Origin of the sequence: Bacillus sp. JJ864 (assembly GCF_036963045.1) — a bacterium.
GTDB lineage: Bacteria > Bacillota > Bacilli > Bacillales > Bacillaceae_G > Bacillus_A > Bacillus_A pseudomycoides_C.
In genome coordinates, this window is the sequence record NZ_JBALLY010000047.1 from 1 (window position 1) to 17,337 (window position 17,337).

A 17,337-nucleotide genomic window follows, 5' to 3' on the forward strand; every position below is an offset into this window, starting at 1 on the left:
AAATGTAAAAGAAATTAGCAAGGGAAATTTAGACGTACAGATACAAACAATGAAGAACGATGAAATAGGACAACTAGCAACAAATATTAATAAAATGACAAACAGTTTGAAAGAGTCAATTGAAAATGAAAAATTTGCGCAAAAGATGAAAAATGAGATGATTAGTAATATTTCTCATAATCTGCGGACACCAGTAACATCGTTAATTGGTTATGTTGATTTAATAGAACATAATTTTGATGTAAATAAAGAGAATTGTCAGCAATATGTAAAAGTTGTAAAACGTAAAAGCCGTGAATTGAAAAATCAAGTAGATGATTTGCTTGAATATTGTCATATTAATTATAAGGAAATTCAGTTACATAAAGAAATAGTAGGGATAAAGCAATTAGTAGAACAAGTTATGATTGATTTTATCCCCCAATTAGAAGCAGTACAAATGAAATTTCATATAGAGTGTAATCAAGACTTTCAAATAGAAGCTGATATCAGTTTACTAGTAAGATTAATGCAAAATGTAATTAGCAACAGCATTTTTTATGGGAAATCTGGAAAGAAAATTGATGTGCAAATTTTTCAAGAAGATAGAAATGGATAATGATCATGTTTATTACAATCTTAGCAGTAGGTTGGGGTTCTGTTTATTTAGCTCCCGGTATTGTGTCTACTTTAGCTTGGTGGGGAATGCAAGCTTTTAGTATAGTAGGTTTCATTAGTGTAATGATTACGTTATGTGTAATGGTAGGTAAATTGTTTTCTAGAAGTAAAATACATAAAACAACCGTTACGATTTTTATTCTATCCACAGCAGCTGCTTGGCCGGCATGCTGGTTTGTTGGAATTGGACAAATCGCTTATCCGGTAAATGTTAATTCGGCTACACCGAAAGTAACAATTCGACTTCCGTTTCATGAAACTGTTCGGGTAGGGTGGGGAGGAGATCGACTTCAAACAAATTACCATGCTATCGAACCAAATGAACGCTGGGCGTATGATTTTATTGCTCCGCAAAAAGGGATAACAAGTTCGCAACTAGAGGATTATGAAATATACGGAGTGGAGGTAATAGCTCCTGCATCAGGAACAGTTATATCTGCAAAAGATTCAGAAGCTGATTTAATACCTGGACACGATAATTTTATGTCCATGGCAGGGAATCATATTTATATACGCTTAGATGAGACGGGAACATATCTTTTCCTTGCTCACCTAAAACAGGGATCTGTCAAAGTGGAGGTAGGGCAACATATAGAAGAAGGAGCAGTAATTGCTCGTGTTGGTAACTCTGGAAATTCTAGTGAACCACATTTACACATTCATCATCAACGGCAAGATCCAGCTAAGACGAGTATGTTTCTTTCTGAAGGATTACCATTATATTTTCGTGATATAGACGGACCATCTATGCCAAAGGGGGGAATTCGTATAGAAGATGGAAGGGATGTACCGACGGGAGATGTCATTTCACCAACTTGAGATCATTATTTGCCTTATACATACTAGAACAAAATAAAAAGAGAGTGTCTTTTAGATTTCTAAAAGGCATTCTCTTTTTTCTTAACCAACAAATGTTTGATACAACAAAAATATATTTAAAGCGATAATTAATACGGCAATTAACCATGCAAGAGTTGTTGTAAAGCGATGATTGACAAGACCACCCATAATGCTCTTTTTACTTGTAAAGACAATGAGGGGAATTAATGCAAATGCAATCCCAAATGATAAAACGACTTGACTCATTACAAGGGCATGAGTTGGATTCACACCTAATGCAATAATAACAAGCGGTGGAACCATTGTAATAAATCGTCGCACATATAAAGGAATGTGCATACGGATGAATCCTTGCATAATAATATCACCAGACATCGTACCGACGGAAGAACTGGATAAACCGGCAGCTAGTAAACCAATTCCAAAAAGAGCTGCTGATGCGGGTCCGACTAAATGGCCAAATTGATGAAAGGCGACATCTAAATCTTCAACATGTAGTCCGTTTTTGAAGAATAGGGAAGCTGCTACAATTAACATACTTGCATTAATTGCTCCGGCAATGACCATTGCGATTACAATATCGATAAATTCAAAGCGAAAAATCTTTTTTCGCTCTTCATCTGTCGTTCCTACTACGCGGCGCTGCGTTAAAGCAGAATGTAAATAAATTGCATGTGGCATAACGGTTGCGCCTAAAATTCCTGCTGCCAGTAAAATACTATTTACACCTTGAAAGTGAGGAACGAAAAGCCCTGATAGGAGAGGACTTAGTTCTGGTTTTGCGTAGAACACTTGTACACCAAAAGCAATAACAACGATAAAGACCATACCAGTAATGACTGCTTCTAGTGGACGAAACCCTCTGCGTTGAAATTCTAGAATTATGAATGAACCTACTGCTGTAATGAGTGCAGCGGGCAGCAATGGAATATTAAATAACAAATTTAATCCTAAAGCAGCCCCAATAAACTCAGCAAGATCAGTTGCCATAATTACTAATTCACCTTGTATCCATAAACCGATGGAAACAGGTTTTGGAAAATGCTCCCGAGCAACTTCAGGAAGGTTTTTTCCGGTAGCAATTCCTAATTTAGCTGATAAGGATTGAATTAACACGGCCATTAAATTTGAAACAAGGATAACCCAAAGTAATAAATAACCGTACTGGGACCCTGCTGCAATATTCGTGGCGAAATTCCCTGGATCAATATAAGCAACAGATGCGATAAAAGCGGGGCCTAAAAAAGGTAATAATCGTTTCAGTCCTTTTGTTTCACCGCTTAAAGCTAACTGCGCCGATTGCATCGTCCTATTATTAGGTGGAAGATGTTCGCGTTCTTTTGTGTTTTCTGTCATGTTTTGTTTCCCCTTTTGCTTGTTAACTTGATGCAATTTGCTTTATTTTATTAAATACAAATACGTAAATTATATTTCTTTTATTTGAACATAAATTTTTCCTTTGTGCAAATTATATTACGTTAGGAAAAAAAGGTGCTAGATTATTCATGAATTAAAAATATCAGCAACAAAGTTTTTCATATAGTAGTTGTGATTGCTCTGTGGAGTATACTTTTTGTTTACAATGTTCATCGCTATCAATGGACATGAAAAAAGATGGCTCCGGTACACAATACCGAAACCATCTTTTAAATACTTAAGTTTTACATTCTTTATTAAATTGTTCATTTCGTAGGGTATAGTTCGAAAATAATTGGCTTTTGTATACATAATAGTTAGTAAAAACAGAAGCTACTTATTTTCTTTTAATTTCTCTAATGCTTGCTGTACTTCTTCTTGTAAACTTTGGTCTAAAATCTCTGTTTGGTTAGGAGATTTTAACTGATAAAAATAGTTGCTAGCAGCAGCTTCTGCTTCTAACTTTTGCACGTGGGATTCGATGCGTGCGAAGCCTTTCGCTGCATTTTCCGTATGGAAGGAAGCAAGTGCTGCGTTACTTTCTTTTATCGCTTGTGCCGCATTTAATCGAGAAACAAGAACGAGTTCTTTATATTGTAATTCTTGATATTTCTCTTGTAATTTGTCAATTTTTTCATAAAGTGCGGCTGTTTGCTGTTTTGTTATGTCGTACTGTTCACGATATAGTGTAGCTTTCTTCTCATTTATGATTTTATCTTGTAAAGCCATCTGTGCCATATTATCTTCTTCGCGTGATACCGCAAGCTCAGCTTGACGAATCCTTTTTGCGACAAGCGCATCAGTTTCCACAATTAACGCTTCATATTTCTTTTCTAAATAAAATTGGTGAGATAGCGCTTTTTGTGCCTTTGAAATTTGTTCTTCCGTTTCTCTCAAGTATTGCTTTAACATGCTAATAGGGCTTTCTAGCGTATCTAATGTTTGGTGCACATCTGCCATTACAATATTTTTAATGCGTTTTAAAATACCCATTGTTTAGTTCTCCTCCTTACGAATATTACGTTCCCATTGATCTAAAATATCTATTTGTTTTTGCATTGTTGAAACATTATACATATCAATATTTACATACTCGCTTGTTATCGTTCTTTTTTGTTTAAACTTTTTATACGCCCAGGCAATCATTGCAGCAAGTGCAAGAATTGGAAGGAGCGGTAATAAACCAATAACAAGGAGCAGTATGCCTGTCCATTTTTTAGTCATATTTCCTTCAGATTTGCGAAGAATGAACCAGCCGAAAAGAACAAGGCCAAGTTCTAGCAGGAATGGTACAAAGAATAAATCATCAAACCCATTTTCATGGTCCTTTTCATGATGAGTATGTCTTTCGGATTTAGCAAAATCTTCTTTCTTTGTAAGGAAAGCTTCTCTCTCTTTATCGTGAGAAATCGCATATTCTGCTTTCCTATGCTTTTCATGATGCCATCTTTCAAACTTCATACTATGTAATCCAAAGAATAGTAAAGTAAGAAGCAGAGGAAGGATCAAAAACCATTTTAGCCAACACCATTTTTTACGTTTGTTCTTTTTCTTTTTCATAGGTTCACCGCCATCTATGATTCATGATGATTTAAAAAAACGAATCTAGAACTACTGTTAATAGAGTCAAAATCTGAAAGCTTGTGTCTGAATTTATCACCTCGCTATATCTTTGATAAGTATTAGTGTAAAACGTAGATGTGAGAAGGGGATGAAAGGGAAATGATGAAAATATGAGAAATATCTAAAAAAATTCTCATGATAATGAAAAAACTCGTCACATAGTTGACGAGTTAATTATTAAATACTATCTACTTCTGCCTTGATGATCTTGCTCATTTAAGGCGGTTTTTAATTTGTATTTATATAGAAAGTAGGATTAGCCAGTTTTTTGCACACTTTGCGATTTTGGTTTTTGTTGTATTGTAAAAGTTTCTTTTCGTAATTCTATAAATAGCGATGTCACCATTAATATAATAACAATTGAAAATGGAAATGCTGCGAGGATTGCTGCAATTTGCAAAGCATTTAACCCCCCTGCTTGTAGTAAGATTGCTGCAATTGCTGAAATAGTAAGCCCCCAAATGAGTTTTAAGCGATTGCTAGGAGATAAATTTCCATTACTTGTTTGCATGGCTGCAACAAACGTTGCGGAGTCTGCAGATGTAACAAAGAATGTGGTGATTAAAATTAACGTAACAATTGTCAGAAATGATGAAAAAGGTAAATGAGAAATGACAGCAAAAATACCGGTTTCTATACCATTTTTTGTGATTTCGTCTGCGATTCCTAACGATTGGAACATCTCCATGTGAATGGCTGTTCCACCGAATACTGTAAACCAAAATGTGCAGATTAATGTTGGGACTAATACAACGCCGAAAATAAATTCACGAATTGTGCGTCCGCGTGAAATTCGCGCAATAAATGTACCGACGAATGGCGACCAAGAAATCCACCATCCCCAATAGAAGAGCGTCCATTTTTCAATCCATGCAGAATCGTACTCACTAAAAGCACCTAAGTTTAGGCCCATACTTGGCAAGGACCCTATATAAGATCCTAATGTGGATATGAAATATTTTATAATAAAAACAGTTGGCCCGAAAATTAAAAAGGAAACGAGTAAAATTCCTGCAAGGGAAATGTTCAAGTTACTCAAATATTTAATCCCACGATCTAATCCTGTTTGTGCACTTGTTAAATAAAGGACTGTAAAGATTAAGATTAGTACGAGTTGTGTGTCAATTGTATTGCTAATAGAAGGGAATAAGTAATGTAGTCCACCAGCGATTTGCTGTGCACCAATTCCTACGGATGGAACGATTCCAAATACTGTAGCTAAAACGGCTAAAATATCAACCGTTTTTCCGATAGGTGATGAGTTCGATCGATTAAATAAAGGAGTAACTGTAGCACTAATTGTACTACCTTTTTGTTTTCGAAAGGTAAAGTATGCAAGAGCTAAAGCGACGATTGCATATAATGACCAAGGGAATAATCCCCAATGGAAGAATGAATATTGCATTGCGAGTTCAGCACTTTGTTGGCTGCCAGGTTCACCTGTAAGAGGAGCATTTAAATGTGATATCGGCTCGGAAATGCCATAAAAGACAAGGCCGATTCCCATCCCAGCTCCAAATAACATTGCAATCCATGAAAGGTAACTATATGTTGGTTTTTCATCATCTTTACCAAGACGGATAGAACCGTATTTCGAAAATGCTAAGTAAGCGGCTAAAAGAACCATTGCGGTTATTAATAGAGAGTAAAACCATCCAAACTTACTGAGGATAAAAGAGTTCAATGACGAGGTAACACTTTGTAAATCATAGCCTTGTATCCATTTTGCTGGAAGTATACCCCATATAATAAACAAGGTTGTCAGCAAAATAGAGATATAAAATACACTGTTTTCTTTTTTGAGCATCTAATCCCACCTTTAGTTAATAAAATTAATAATTATATTAACCATAACAATTTACAAGAGAGATGTCAAAATACGGATCTTAAAAGCACATGATAGATAGCTGAAAATATAATAGAGGTAATATAAACTGAAACGTTCATTATATAAAGAGGAAATGAAACTGGATAGTTACCGGAGAGATGTAAAGTAATGTAGAGGTTTGAAGGTAAAGCATAAAAAATAAATCCGCATTGCGGTTGGAAAATTACCAAAATATACATATAACCAATTGCTTTATATACCCTATACCGGTATTATGTATATAAAGAGTAGTAATTATCATATAAGAGGTGATAGGAATGAATCATTGTGAAGGAGATCATATAAATCAAAAAATGGTTCCTCGGACAGAAGAGGAAATTCAAAGTGTGATGAAACGTTTAAAACGTATTGAAGGGCAAGTGCGCGGTGTTCAAAAAATGGTTGAGGATAACCGTTACTGCGTTGATATTTTAATTCAAATTTCAGCGATTAATGCAGCGCTAAATAAGGTCGGTTTTTCTTTATTGGAGCGCCATACAAAGCATTGCGTTGCAAAGGCAGTTCGTGAGGGAAATGGGGACGAATCGATTCAAGAATTAATGAATGTTATTAAGCAGTTTTCAAAATAGGAGGGGATAAGATGGAAAATCAAAAACATGTTACCCTTGGAGTAACAGGAATGACATGTGCAGCTTGTGCCACTCGAATTGAAAAAGTGCTAAATAAAATGGATGGGGTAGAAGCTAACGTAAACTTGGCGATGGAAAAAGCAAGTATTAAATATGATCCGTCTCAGCAAGAAATTTCTAATATAAAAGAGAGAATTGAGAAGTTAGGGTATAGTGTATCAGCAGAAAAAGTTACTCTTGATATTGAAGGGATGACATGTGCAGCTTGTGCCACTCGAATTGAAAAAGTATTAAATAAAATGGAAGGCGTTTCGCATGCTACTGTTAATTTAGCTACCAATAGCGCTGTTGTAGAATATAACGAAGGTTTAGTTTCTACAGAAAGTATTATAGAAAAGATAAAGAAAATTGGATATAAGGGGCAAATACGTAACGAAAATACAGAACGTTCAGAAAGAAAAGAAGAAATAATTAAGGAGAAAAAGCGTCAACTTATCATTTCGATTCTTTTGTCCTTACCATTACTTTATACAATGGTTGGACATATGCCGTTCGATACAGGATTACCAATGCCGCATATTCTTATGAATCCATGGATTCAAATTTTATTAGCAACGCCAGTTCAGTTTTATATTGGAGGACATTTCTATGTAGGTGCTTATCGTGCTCTTTGGAATAAAAGTGCCAATATGGACGTGTTAGTTGCTTTAGGAACATCAGCCGCTTACTTCTACAGCCTATATGAAACGTTGAAAACAGTAGGGAATCCTGAATATGTGCCTGATTTATATTTTGAAACAAGTGCAGTGTTAATTACGTTAATTTTAGTCGGGAAGTATTTTGAAACAATGGCAAAAGGACGGACAACGGAAGCAATTTCTAAATTGCTTAGTTTACAGGCGAAAGATGCGGTAGTTGTGCGGAATGGTAAAGAAGTAAGAGTACCGCTTGAAGAGGTCTTTATTGGAGATAAGATTATTGTAAAGCCAGGGGAGAAAATACCCGTAGATGGTATTGTCATTTCGGGGGTATCTTCTGTCGATGAATCTATGATTACTGGAGAGTCTATTCCAGTAGATAAAAAAGAAGGAGATCCGGTTATTGGAGCAACTATTAATGCAAATGGAGTGCTGACGATTCAAGCTGAAAAGGTTGGAAAGGACACAGCGTTGGCCGGCATTGTTAAAATTGTTGAAGAAGCACAAGGGTCTAAGGCACCAATTCAACGATTAGCAGATGTTATTTCAGGTATTTTTGTTCCAATCGTTGTAGGAATTGCTATCGTAGCATTCTTAGTATGGTATATCTTTATCGCACCGGGAGATTTGTCAAAAGCATTGGAAGTAGGAATTGCGATTTTAGTAATCGCATGCCCATGTGCATTAGGGCTTGCTACACCAACTTCGATTATGGTTGGTACAGGAAAAGGAGCTGAAAAAGGGATTCTTTTTAAAGGAGGTGAATACCTAGAAGGAACACATAAGGTAAATGCAGTGTTATTAGATAAAACAGGAACCGTAACAAAAGGAAAACCAGAAGTTACTGACGTGTTACAATTTCAAGAAGGCATGGTTCATTATGCGATTTCAGCTGAAAGTGCTTCCGAGCATCCATTAGCTCATGCTATTGTTGAGTATGGAAAACAAAATGAGATAGAATTGAAGGAGCTGCAGCATTTTTCAGCCATTCCGGGTCATGGGATTGAAGCGAACATTGAAGATAAAAAGATTCTTGTAGGAACGCGCAAGTTGATGAATGAACAATTAGTAGAAATTTCACAGCATGAAGAAACGATGAAAGAATTAGAGCTTCAAGGTAAAACAGCGATGCTTGTCGCAATTGATGGGGAACTTGCTGGAATAATCGCTGTTGCTGATACAGTAAAAGAAAGTTCAAAGACTGCAATTCAAACACTGAAGCAAATGGGAATTGAAGTATACATGGTAACAGGTGATAATAAACGCACTGCTGAAGCGATTGCAAAGCAAGTTGGTGTTGATCATGTATTTGCAGAAGTATTACCAGAAGATAAAGCTAAACTTGTAGAGGATTTACAAAAACAAGGAAAGCATGTTGCAATGGTGGGTGATGGTATTAACGATGCACCGGCTCTTGCGAAATCTAATATTGGTATGGCGATTGGAACGGGTGCAGATGTAGCGATTGAAACTGCAGACGTTACTTTAGTTGGTGGTGATTTATCACATATACCAAAAGCAATTGAGTTAAGTCGTAAGACGATGAGAAATATTCGTCAAAACTTGTTTTGGGCTTTATTCTATAACGCAATTGGTATTCCCGTAGCGGCATTTGGGTTACTAGAGCCATGGGTAGCCGGAGCAGCGATGGCATTTAGCTCTGTGTCTGTTGTGACGAACGCACTTCGTTTGAAACGCGTTAACATATAAATAAAATGGAGGAATAGATGATGACTATTACATTAAACGTACAAGGAATGACATGTAATCATTGCAAAATGGCAGTAACAAATGCACTTTCAGAGTTAGCAGGAGTGCAAAATGTAGAAGTAAACTTGCAAGAAGGAACTGTAAATGTAGAATATGATGAAGCAAAAATAGATGTAGAAAAAATGAAAGAAGCTATTGAAGATCAAGGGTATGACGTGCAATAAGTAAGGAAATTCAATGATTCATAGTAAACAGGCCGTTTTATTAAAAACGGCCTGTTGTATTTTATGATAAATAAGTTACATCATTATATGTGAAGGCATAATCTGTTACTCTAATAATCGTGTTTTGTTTACAAATAAAATTTAATTTACTAAAATAATAGGTATAAATCGTAATAATTACGCTTTGTGGTGATGTTATAATAATTAGTATAGTTAGAAACATGGAAATGGATGGTTGATCATATGAACAAAGTAGAAATTCATATTTTAGGTGGTTTTTTAGGGAGCGGGAAATCAACGCTGCTTCAAAATCTTTTATTAGCGGAAAAGAAGAAAAATCGAAAAGTGGCAGTACTAATGAATGAAATCGGTGAATACTCCGTAGATACAGATATTGTAGGGCGCGAAAATATTTTAAGAGAACTTTTAAAAGGCTGTATTTGCTGCACGATGAAAGATGAATTAGAAATTCAGCTGCACTCATTATATCAGGAGGAAAGACCTGATGTAGTTTATATAGAAACAACTGGAGTTGCTCATCCGATTGAAGTATTAGACGCTTGTCTCTCACCAATTTTAGCTCCTTATATTGAAATGAAGTCCATTATTGTTGTATTAGATGCGATCAGGTGGTTAAATCGGGAAACATTAAGTAAAAGTGTACAACAACTTTTAAACGAACAAATGAAATATGGAAGTCATATTCTCATCAATAAATCAGATTTGCTTAAGGGCGAAGAGAAGAAACAGATTGTTGAGGAAGTAGCGTTAATAAATAAACATGCAAAATTATACGAAACTCAGTATTGTAATATATCTTTAGAGGATTTCGAAGGTGTAAAGCTTGAAGGTAATCAAAATCATGAAAAGTTACATGTGACACAGCATTTACATATTCAAACTATGACCTATTTATTTACAAAGTCAATTGATCAAGGCAAATTGTATGAGTGGCTTTCTAATTTACCAGAGGGAATATATCGTGTAAAAGGGTTTGTGAAATTTCATGGTGATAAATACCCAACTTTGCTGCAATATTCATTTGGTGTACCATCTTTATTGGAGCAGGATTTTGGGTTTCCTACAAATCTTGTAATTATTGGAGAGAATTTAGATAAAGCGAAATTGAAGAAAGAACTAGAGAGTTTGGAACAAGTTGAGTTGTAAGGTTTGTGTACGATTGTTTTTAGATGAATATTTTAAAAAGAGGGAAGAACTTATTTTTTAGTCATTCCCTTTTTTATTTAAGATATAAACTTTTTCTTAGTGAATATTTATAAATGAAGTGGAAGGTATTTGGGGAAAGTTGGAGAAGTTAGAGGTATTTCAAGAAATTTTGTTTCATAGTAGCGGTTGATAAATGTCATGATTACGGATGTTTCGCTTCAGTGTATTCAATTCTCTAGGAAGGTAAATGATAGGGGAGGAATTATGATGTCAGTGAAAAAACGTAAGTGGCTAAAGATGGTGTGTACGGGTTGTATACTTGGTTCACTGCTTGTATCAGCTGGGTGCTCTGGAAAGAAAACAAGTACCAGTAATGAGGAAACAGTTAAGGTAGGTGTTCTTGCTTCGTTAACTGGCCCGCTTGAATCGTATGGAAAACAAACGGTAAATGGATTTGAGCTCGGTTTGGATTATGCAACAGGTGGAACAGGAAAAGTGGAAGGGAAAAAGATTAAGTTTGTTGTAGAAGATACGGAAACAAAAGCAGATGTAGCAGTTAAGAAGGCTACGAAACTATTAGAAGAAGATAAAGTAGACTTTTTAGTTGGTTCATCTAGTTCAAGTGATACGTTAGCAGTTTTACCATTGGCTGAAGAATATGAAAAAATAATGGTTGTTGAGCCAGCTGTAGCAGATAGTATAACAGAGAAGAACTGGAATAAATATATTTTTAGAACAGGACGAAATTCATCTCAAGATGCATTTGCTGGTGCAGCATCAATTGCTAAGAAAGATGTAAAGATTGCGACGCTAGCTCAAGATAATGCATTTGGAAGAGAAGGGATTGCGGCGTTTAAAGATGCAGCAAAGAAGTTAGGCGCAAACATTGTAAATGAGCAATATGCTGATGCGAATTCTACTGATTTTACGGCAAATATCCAAAATATTATAAGCTCAAAACCAGAATATTTATTTATTGTTTGGGCAGGTGCAAATTCGCCGTGGAAGCAACTAAAAGATATGAATGTTGAGCAGCAAGGTATTAAAATTTCAACGGGTGCACCTGATATTTCAGCGTTAAAAACGATGGATGCGTTAGTTGGCATGCAAGGATTTTCCGTGTATTATCATGCGCTTCCAAAAAATAAGGTGAATGATTGGTTAGTAGAAGAACATAAAAAACGATTTAACGGCGCTGTTCCAGACTTGTTTACAGCTGGTGGGATGTCAGCGGCTATTTCAATCGTTGAAGCTTTAAAGAAAACAAAAGGTGATACTGATGTCGATACGCTCATAAAGAAAATGGAAGGGATGGAGTTTGAAACACCAAAAGGTACAATGAAATTCCGTGCGAAAGATCACCAAGCTTTGCAAACGCTTTATTCCATTACATTGAAAAAACAAGATGGGGTTAACTATCCTGTTCCAGTTTTAGAGAGGGAATTAAAAATGACAGAAACAGAACCGCCAATTCGTAATAAATAATCAGAATAATCAAATTAATTATTGCTGGAAACATACAAATTATCTATTGTAGGCAGCTTTTTATAAAGCCTATTGATAACTGATTTAGAGAAAAAGAAGCTAGATGGGAAATAACGGCTAGAACATGACTGAGTGATGAAGGGAACGTCCACTGATAAAACTTTACATTATATAAATTCATTTTGAATTTTTAACATATAAGTTGCTGCTATGCAGAACAAAATATGACCGCTACTTGCTTTTTCCCTTTCTTTGAAACTTTGCATGTGGTAGGAAAGGGCCCTGACCGCTTCTACGCATGGCCAGATGCTCTTGTCCACTTAAAAAGAAAGGGAATTTTTATGTCGTTTTTTCAATTTGTATTTATATATAGGAATCCTTTGAGAGGAGGACATAATGTGGAGAAATTGTTAGAGACTCGAAATCTTTCTGTTTCGTTTGAAGAACATCATGTTATCAAAGACGTAAATTTGATGATACCGAAAGGGAAATTTATTTCCATTATTGGACCAAACGGAGCAGGGAAAACCACCCTGTTTAATTTGTTAAGTGGCCAACTTTCTCCGACGAAAGGAGAGATTTATTTTAAGGAACGTGACATTACAAAACTATCGATTTCAGATCGAACACGTTTTGGTATGGGACGTTCTTTTCAGCTTACAAATATTTTTCCAGAATTAACGGTTCTTGAAAATGTTCGCCTTGGTGTACAGTCTTATTCGAAAGATTATTATCGTTTCTTCCCGCAATCATCACGATATAAGCAGCAACAAGAAGAAGCACGTTATTTACTTGAAGCAGTGTTGCTGAATGAAAAGGAAGAAGTACTTGCAAAAGATTTAGCTCATGGGGAAAAGCGGAAATTAGAACTTGCAATGCTTTTAGCGCTTAAAGCAGACTTGTTGTTGTTAGATGAACCGACAGCAGGTATTTCCATTGAAGAAGTTCCCGCTATTTTACAAGTGATTGAAAATATAAAAAACGATTGTGAAAAAACGATTGTATTAATTGAGCACAAAATGGATATGGTGCTTCATTTATCTGATCATCTCGTTGTGTTATTTCAGGGAGAGTTATTAGCTGAAGGATTACCAGGAGAGATTATGAAGGATGAGCGTGTACAGACTGCCTATTTAGGGGGATTATACAGTGACACTATTAAAAGTGGATAATATCGAAACGTATTTAGATCAGTTTCATATTTTACAAGGTGTTTCTTTTGGAGTAGAGGAAGGGACAATTACAGTCTTATTTGGAAGAAATGGAGCAGGGAAAACGACAACGCTGCGCTCTATAATGGGATTTCATACGATTTCTAACGGAGCTGTTTATTTTGGCGGTGAGAAAGTAAATGGGTTATCAACACATATGATTTCTCGAAAAGGCATGGGGTATGTACCAGAAAATCAAGGGATATTTTCCGATTTAACGGTTGAAGAAACATTTGCTCTTGCTCAAACGAAAAAAAATGAAGAAACAGATGAAAAAGTGGAATGGATGCTGAATCTTTTTCCTGACTTAAAACAATTTTGGCAGAAAAAGAGTGGATTGTTAAGTGGAGGGCAAAAGCAAATGCTCGCTATTGCAAGGGCCTATATTAATAGCGAAGGCCTACTGCTTATTGATGAGCCTAGTAAAGGTTTGTCACCAATTATGATCGAGAAGTTGATGATCTCGATTTTAAAAATGAAGAAAAAAACAACCGTTTTACTTGTCGAACAAAACTTTATGATGGCCAGTCAAATTGGTGATTATTTTTACATTATGGATAATGGGAAAATTGTGCATAATGGTGCGATGAGTGAGCTGAAGGAAAATAAGGAAACGTGCCATAAGTATTTAGGGATTTCTTAACCTTTAAATGGGTGAGGTGAAAGATGTGGATGTGTTAGTTAATTTATTTGTAAATGGTGTTTCGACAGGTGTACTTATTTTTTTATTAGCATCTGGCTTAACGCTCATTTTTGGTTTGATGGACGTTCTTAATTTCGCTCATGGCGGGCTATTTGCATGGGGCGCTTTTACTGGGGTGTGGTTGTTTCAGGTAACAGACAATTACATGTTTGCATTATTTGGTGCTATTGTGATCGGTATGGTTCTTGGCTTGCTATTAGAAAGGTTTCTCATTCGTCCTGTTTATGGAAATCATGTTCGACAGCTGTTAGTTACACTTGGTGGCATGCTTGTGCTTAGTGAGTGTATAAAAATATTTTGGGGACCAAATCCAATAGGAGCTAAATTACCGAATTGGTTACAAGGAAGTTTTACATTCGATGGGATTATATTAATCAAGTATCGCTTATTTGTTATTTTTATTGGTTTATTCGTTTACATCGGATTTGTCGTGTTACTTCGAAAAACAAAAATTGGGCTTATGATTCGTGCTGGTGTAATGGATAAAGAGATGGTGCAAGCACTTGGGATTAATGTGAAGGCCATCTTTTCTTTCGTGTTTTTATTAGGAGCTGGAGTGGCGGCGTTAGGTGGATTCCTACTTGCGCCTTATTCGGGAGTTATTTTTGCCGAAATGGGGATGCAGTATGCGATTTTGGCTTTTATCGTTGTAATCATTGGTGGATTAGGTAGCGTGCAAGGTTCGGTAATCGCATCTTTAATTGTTGGCTTGGCAGGAGCTTTTACAGCGTATTTTGTGCCAGATTTATCACTTGCGATAAACATGTTAATGCTGTTATTCGTCTTATTAGTTAAGCCAACAGGACTTGTTGGTGAAAAGGGGTGAGACAATTATGAACACAATAACTAATCGGGCTAGTTTATATTTTGGATGTGTAGTTCTCTTCTTTTTTATAATATTCCCGTTCTTAAACGATTCAAGGAGCATCTTAATCTTATTTACACAAATTTTCATCTTCGCAATCTTTGCGATGAGTTTTGATATCCTATTAGGTTATACGGGAATTGTATCGTTTGGACATTGTATGTTTTTTGGAATAGGTGCTTATTGTGTCGCACTCGTATTCGATCGACAAGAGGCATCGATATTAAGTTTTTTTATTGGGGTAATAGTAGCGGTCACTTTATCAGCGGTTATTAGTTATATAATTGGTATGCTTTCCTTACGATTAAAAAGTCATTTTTATGCGATGCTAACACTTGCGATTTCCCAATTATTCTTTGTGCTCGCTGAAAAGTGGAGAAGTGTTACGCATGGGGGAGATGGTTTTACATTCCGCGTACCTGATATATTTCGAGATCGTTTCACATTTTACTATGTTACATTAATAAGTCTTGTGCTTATTTTTTTATTACTGCAACTGTTTACGAAATCTTCAATTGGAAAAGTGTTAAAAGCGATTTCGCAAAATGAACAGCGTGTGGAGGCGCTTGGTTATAAAATCCTACACTATAAAGTAATTGCAAGTGTTGTAGCTGGAATTGTAGCATCTGTGAGCGGTGCCTTATTTGTTATTACACTCCGATTTGTAAATACGACCGTTTTCTCAATTGATATGACACTGAATGCTTTATTAATGACAACAATCGGTGGCATTGGAACATTAGTAGGAGGGATAATAGGGGCGGGAATCATTGAATCGTTGAAATACTATTTGTCAGAGCTTGCTTCGCAGTATCCAATATTTGAACGATGGACAATTTTTCTTGGTTTATTGTATATCATCGTTTTATTAGGTCTTCCAACAGGTATGTTAGGAACAGTTAGGAAGCTGGTAAACTGGAAACGACATAAGAAAAAAGAGAAGAGGTCGCAAATTGAGCATGGTGTTTAATAGAATAGAAACGGACTCTTCGATTGGAGAGTCCGTTTTAATTTCCCATTTAGATAGTCGAATTTTATAACATGAAATGTTATGATGCCATTAAGGTAGAATAAGTTAGGAAGGGGAATAGAAATAACGAATATGGATAAAGAAAAACAACAATTGAGCGTGGAAGTTGCAAGATTATATTACCAATCCGATTATAGTCAACAAGAAATTGCAAATAAATTGAATATTTCAAGGCCGACTATTTCCAGGTTGTTAAAATATGCAAAAGAAAAAGGATTTGTTCAAATTCAAATTGCTGATCCGTTTGCTGACTTAGATAATGTAGGAAACTTGCTTAAAGAAAAATATAAGTTATTAGAGGCACATGTCGTTTTTTCTCCAATACCAGAATATACGGTCATTACGGAGTATATAAGTAAATTTGCTGCTGAGTATATGGAGAAGACCGTTACAAATGGTGATATTGTTGGTGTGAGCTGGGGAACGACTATGTATGAAGTTGCTAGAAAAATTATTCCTCAGCATGTGAAGGGGGTGGAAGTTGTTCAATTAAAAGGAGGCATTAGCCATTCAAGTGTAAATACGTATGCGAATGAAACAATAGCCTTTTTTGCAGATGCTTTTCAAACAACTCCAAGAAACCTACCACTTCCAGTTATATTTGATAATGCAGTTACAAAGGAATTAGTAGAGAAGGATCGTCATATTCATCATATTATTGAAATGGGAAAACAAGCGAATATAGCTATTTTTACTGTCGGAACTGTTAGGGACGAGGCTTTATTATTCCGATTAGGATATTTAAACCAAAATGAGATGAACATATTAAAAGAAAAAGCAGTTGGTGACATTTGTTCACGTTTCTTTGATGGAAATGGGAATATTTGTAGCGAAGAAATAAATAAGCGTACAATTGGCATTGATCTAGAAGAACTACGCTTAAAGGAACGGTCAATTTTAGTTGCAGGAGGGGCTAGAAAAGTAAAAGCAATCGATGGTGCGCTAAGAGGTGGATATGCGAATGTGTTGATTATCGATCAGCATACCGCAAAAGAGTTGTTACATTATCAAAAAGATTAGAAATAGAAGACTCTCTCAAAAGTAGTATTTTGAGAGAGCCTTTTTATTGAATACATGATTTTTTTAGTATGAGTAAATAAGTGTATAGTACCTCGTATAGTATTTATAAGGAATACTTTTCGTTTCATTTCCTTTTTCGAAAGTTAGGGAGTTAGCCATTATATCTCTTTCCACAAAAGTCCAACCATCTTCCTCCATCAAATTGATAAACGGCTCCATTTTGCCACGTTT

At 35.7% G+C, this 17,337-nt stretch carries 16 protein-coding genes; 12 read left to right on the forward strand and 4 right to left on the reverse strand.

Annotated elements, in window-relative coordinates:
- Positions 1 to 598 (forward strand): HAMP domain-containing sensor histidine kinase (locus V7024_RS08775; RefSeq protein WP_335518420.1); only part of this gene is annotated, 598 nt, incomplete at its 5' end.
- A 5-nt stretch (positions 599 to 603) separates the two neighbouring features.
- Entirely contained in the window at positions 604 to 1,476 is an 873-nt protein-coding gene (locus V7024_RS08780) for a M23 family metallopeptidase (protein ID WP_335518423.1), read from the forward strand.
- 81 nt (positions 1,477 to 1,557) lie between these two features.
- Here V7024_RS08780 and V7024_RS08785 read toward each other — a convergent pair whose 3' ends face one another.
- The 4 genes from V7024_RS08785 to opuD all read right to left on the reverse strand — a co-directional run bounded on the left by V7024_RS08785 (position 1,558) and on the right by opuD (position 6,343).
- Positions 1,558 to 2,853: an Nramp family divalent metal transporter gene (locus V7024_RS08785; RefSeq protein WP_335518426.1), complete on the reverse strand. Its 1,296-nt coding sequence runs from the start codon at positions 2,851 to 2,853 to the stop codon at positions 1,558 to 1,560.
- A gap of 393 nt (positions 2,854 to 3,246) precedes the next feature.
- Positions 3,247 to 3,906, reverse strand: a complete 660-nt coding sequence (locus V7024_RS08790; RefSeq protein ID WP_335518429.1) for a PspA/IM30 family protein — start codon at positions 3,904 to 3,906, stop codon at positions 3,247 to 3,249.
- Positions 3,907 to 3,909: 3 nt separating this feature from the next.
- Positions 3,910 to 4,473 carry a hypothetical protein gene (locus V7024_RS08795; protein WP_335518433.1) on the reverse strand — a complete coding sequence of 188 codons (564 nt, stop codon included), beginning with the start codon at positions 4,471 to 4,473 and terminating at the stop codon, positions 3,910 to 3,912.
- 319 nt (positions 4,474 to 4,792) lie between these two features.
- On the reverse strand, positions 4,793 to 6,343 hold the full coding sequence (gene opuD, locus V7024_RS08800) for a glycine betaine transporter OpuD (RefSeq protein ID WP_335518436.1): 1,551 nt from the start codon (positions 6,341 to 6,343) through the stop codon (positions 4,793 to 4,795).
- A gap of 338 nt (positions 6,344 to 6,681) precedes the next feature.
- Between opuD and V7024_RS08805 the strand changes: the two genes are divergently transcribed.
- The 10 genes from V7024_RS08805 (at position 6,682) to V7024_RS08850 (ending at position 17,106) form a co-directional block, all read left to right on the forward strand.
- Positions 6,682 to 6,993 (forward strand): metal-sensing transcriptional repressor, encoded by a 312-nt coding sequence (locus V7024_RS08805; RefSeq protein WP_335518439.1) that lies wholly within the window; start codon positions 6,682 to 6,684, stop codon positions 6,991 to 6,993.
- 11 nt (positions 6,994 to 7,004) lie between these two features.
- On the forward strand, positions 7,005 to 9,401 hold the full coding sequence (locus tag V7024_RS08810) for a heavy metal translocating P-type ATPase (protein ID WP_335518443.1): 2,397 nt from the start codon (positions 7,005 to 7,007) through the stop codon (positions 9,399 to 9,401).
- Positions 9,402 to 9,421: 20 nt separating this feature from the next.
- On the forward strand, positions 9,422 to 9,625 hold the full coding sequence (copZ, locus tag V7024_RS08815; RefSeq protein ID WP_335518446.1) for a copper chaperone CopZ: 204 nt from the start codon (positions 9,422 to 9,424) through the stop codon (positions 9,623 to 9,625).
- A gap of 243 nt (positions 9,626 to 9,868) precedes the next feature.
- Positions 9,869 to 10,792, forward strand: coding sequence for a CobW family GTP-binding protein (locus V7024_RS08820; protein ID WP_335518449.1), 924 nt, complete (start codon positions 9,869 to 9,871; stop codon positions 10,790 to 10,792).
- 267 nt (positions 10,793 to 11,059) lie between these two features.
- Positions 11,060 to 12,277: a substrate-binding domain-containing protein gene (locus tag V7024_RS08825; RefSeq protein WP_335518452.1), complete on the forward strand. Its 1,218-nt coding sequence runs from the start codon at positions 11,060 to 11,062 to the stop codon at positions 12,275 to 12,277.
- 398 nt (positions 12,278 to 12,675) lie between these two features.
- The gene (locus V7024_RS08830; RefSeq protein ID WP_335518455.1) at positions 12,676 to 13,449 is read left to right on the forward strand and encodes an ABC transporter ATP-binding protein; all 774 of its coding nucleotides are present in this window, start codon (positions 12,676 to 12,678) and stop codon (positions 13,447 to 13,449) included.
- The gene (locus V7024_RS08835) at positions 13,427 to 14,131 is read left to right on the forward strand and encodes a branched-chain amino acid ABC transporter ATP-binding protein (RefSeq protein ID WP_335518458.1); all 705 of its coding nucleotides are present in this window, start codon (positions 13,427 to 13,429) and stop codon (positions 14,129 to 14,131) included. Before V7024_RS08830 ends, V7024_RS08835 begins: the two co-directional genes overlap by 23 nt.
- A 25-nt stretch (positions 14,132 to 14,156) precedes the next feature.
- Positions 14,157 to 15,017 carry a branched-chain amino acid ABC transporter permease gene (locus V7024_RS08840; protein WP_335518461.1) on the forward strand — a complete coding sequence of 287 codons (861 nt, stop codon included), beginning with the start codon at positions 14,157 to 14,159 and terminating at the stop codon, positions 15,015 to 15,017.
- Between the two features lie 7 nt (positions 15,018 to 15,024).
- Complete coding sequence (locus V7024_RS08845; protein ID WP_438824454.1) at positions 15,025 to 16,026, forward strand: branched-chain amino acid ABC transporter permease; 1,002 nt, start codon at positions 15,025 to 15,027, stop codon at positions 16,024 to 16,026.
- A 132-nt stretch (positions 16,027 to 16,158) separates the two neighbouring features.
- Positions 16,159 to 17,106 carry a sugar-binding transcriptional regulator gene (locus V7024_RS08850; protein WP_335518463.1) on the forward strand — a complete coding sequence of 316 codons (948 nt, stop codon included), beginning with the start codon at positions 16,159 to 16,161 and terminating at the stop codon, positions 17,104 to 17,106.
- The last annotated feature ends 231 nt before the right edge of the window (positions 17,107 to 17,337 follow it).

Coding starts and splice junctions, on each gene's coding strand:
- V7024_RS08780 (WP_335518423.1), top strand. CDS start 604: ATGTTTATTACAATCTTAGCAGTAGGTTGGGGTTCTGTTTATTTAGCT.
- V7024_RS08785 (WP_335518426.1), bottom strand. CDS start 2,853: ATGACAGAAAACACAAAAGAACGCGAACATCTTCCACCTAATAATAGG.
- V7024_RS08790 (WP_335518429.1), bottom strand. CDS start 3,906: ATGGGTATTTTAAAACGCATTAAAAATATTGTAATGGCAGATGTGCAC.
- V7024_RS08795 (WP_335518433.1), bottom strand. CDS start 4,473: ATGAAAAAGAAAAAGAACAAACGTAAAAAATGGTGTTGGCTAAAATGG.
- opuD (WP_335518436.1), bottom strand. CDS start 6,343: ATGCTCAAAAAAGAAAACAGTGTATTTTATATCTCTATTTTGCTGACA.
- V7024_RS08805 (WP_335518439.1), top strand. CDS start 6,682: ATGAATCATTGTGAAGGAGATCATATAAATCAAAAAATGGTTCCTCGG.
- V7024_RS08810 (WP_335518443.1), top strand. CDS start 7,005: ATGGAAAATCAAAAACATGTTACCCTTGGAGTAACAGGAATGACATGT.
- copZ (WP_335518446.1), top strand. CDS start 9,422: ATGACTATTACATTAAACGTACAAGGAATGACATGTAATCATTGCAAA.
- V7024_RS08820 (WP_335518449.1), top strand. CDS start 9,869: ATGAACAAAGTAGAAATTCATATTTTAGGTGGTTTTTTAGGGAGCGGG.
- V7024_RS08825 (WP_335518452.1), top strand. CDS start 11,060: ATGTCAGTGAAAAAACGTAAGTGGCTAAAGATGGTGTGTACGGGTTGT.
- V7024_RS08845 (WP_438824454.1), top strand. CDS start 15,025: ATGAACACAATAACTAATCGGGCTAGTTTATATTTTGGATGTGTAGTT.
- V7024_RS08850 (WP_335518463.1), top strand. CDS start 16,159: ATGGATAAAGAAAAACAACAATTGAGCGTGGAAGTTGCAAGATTATAT.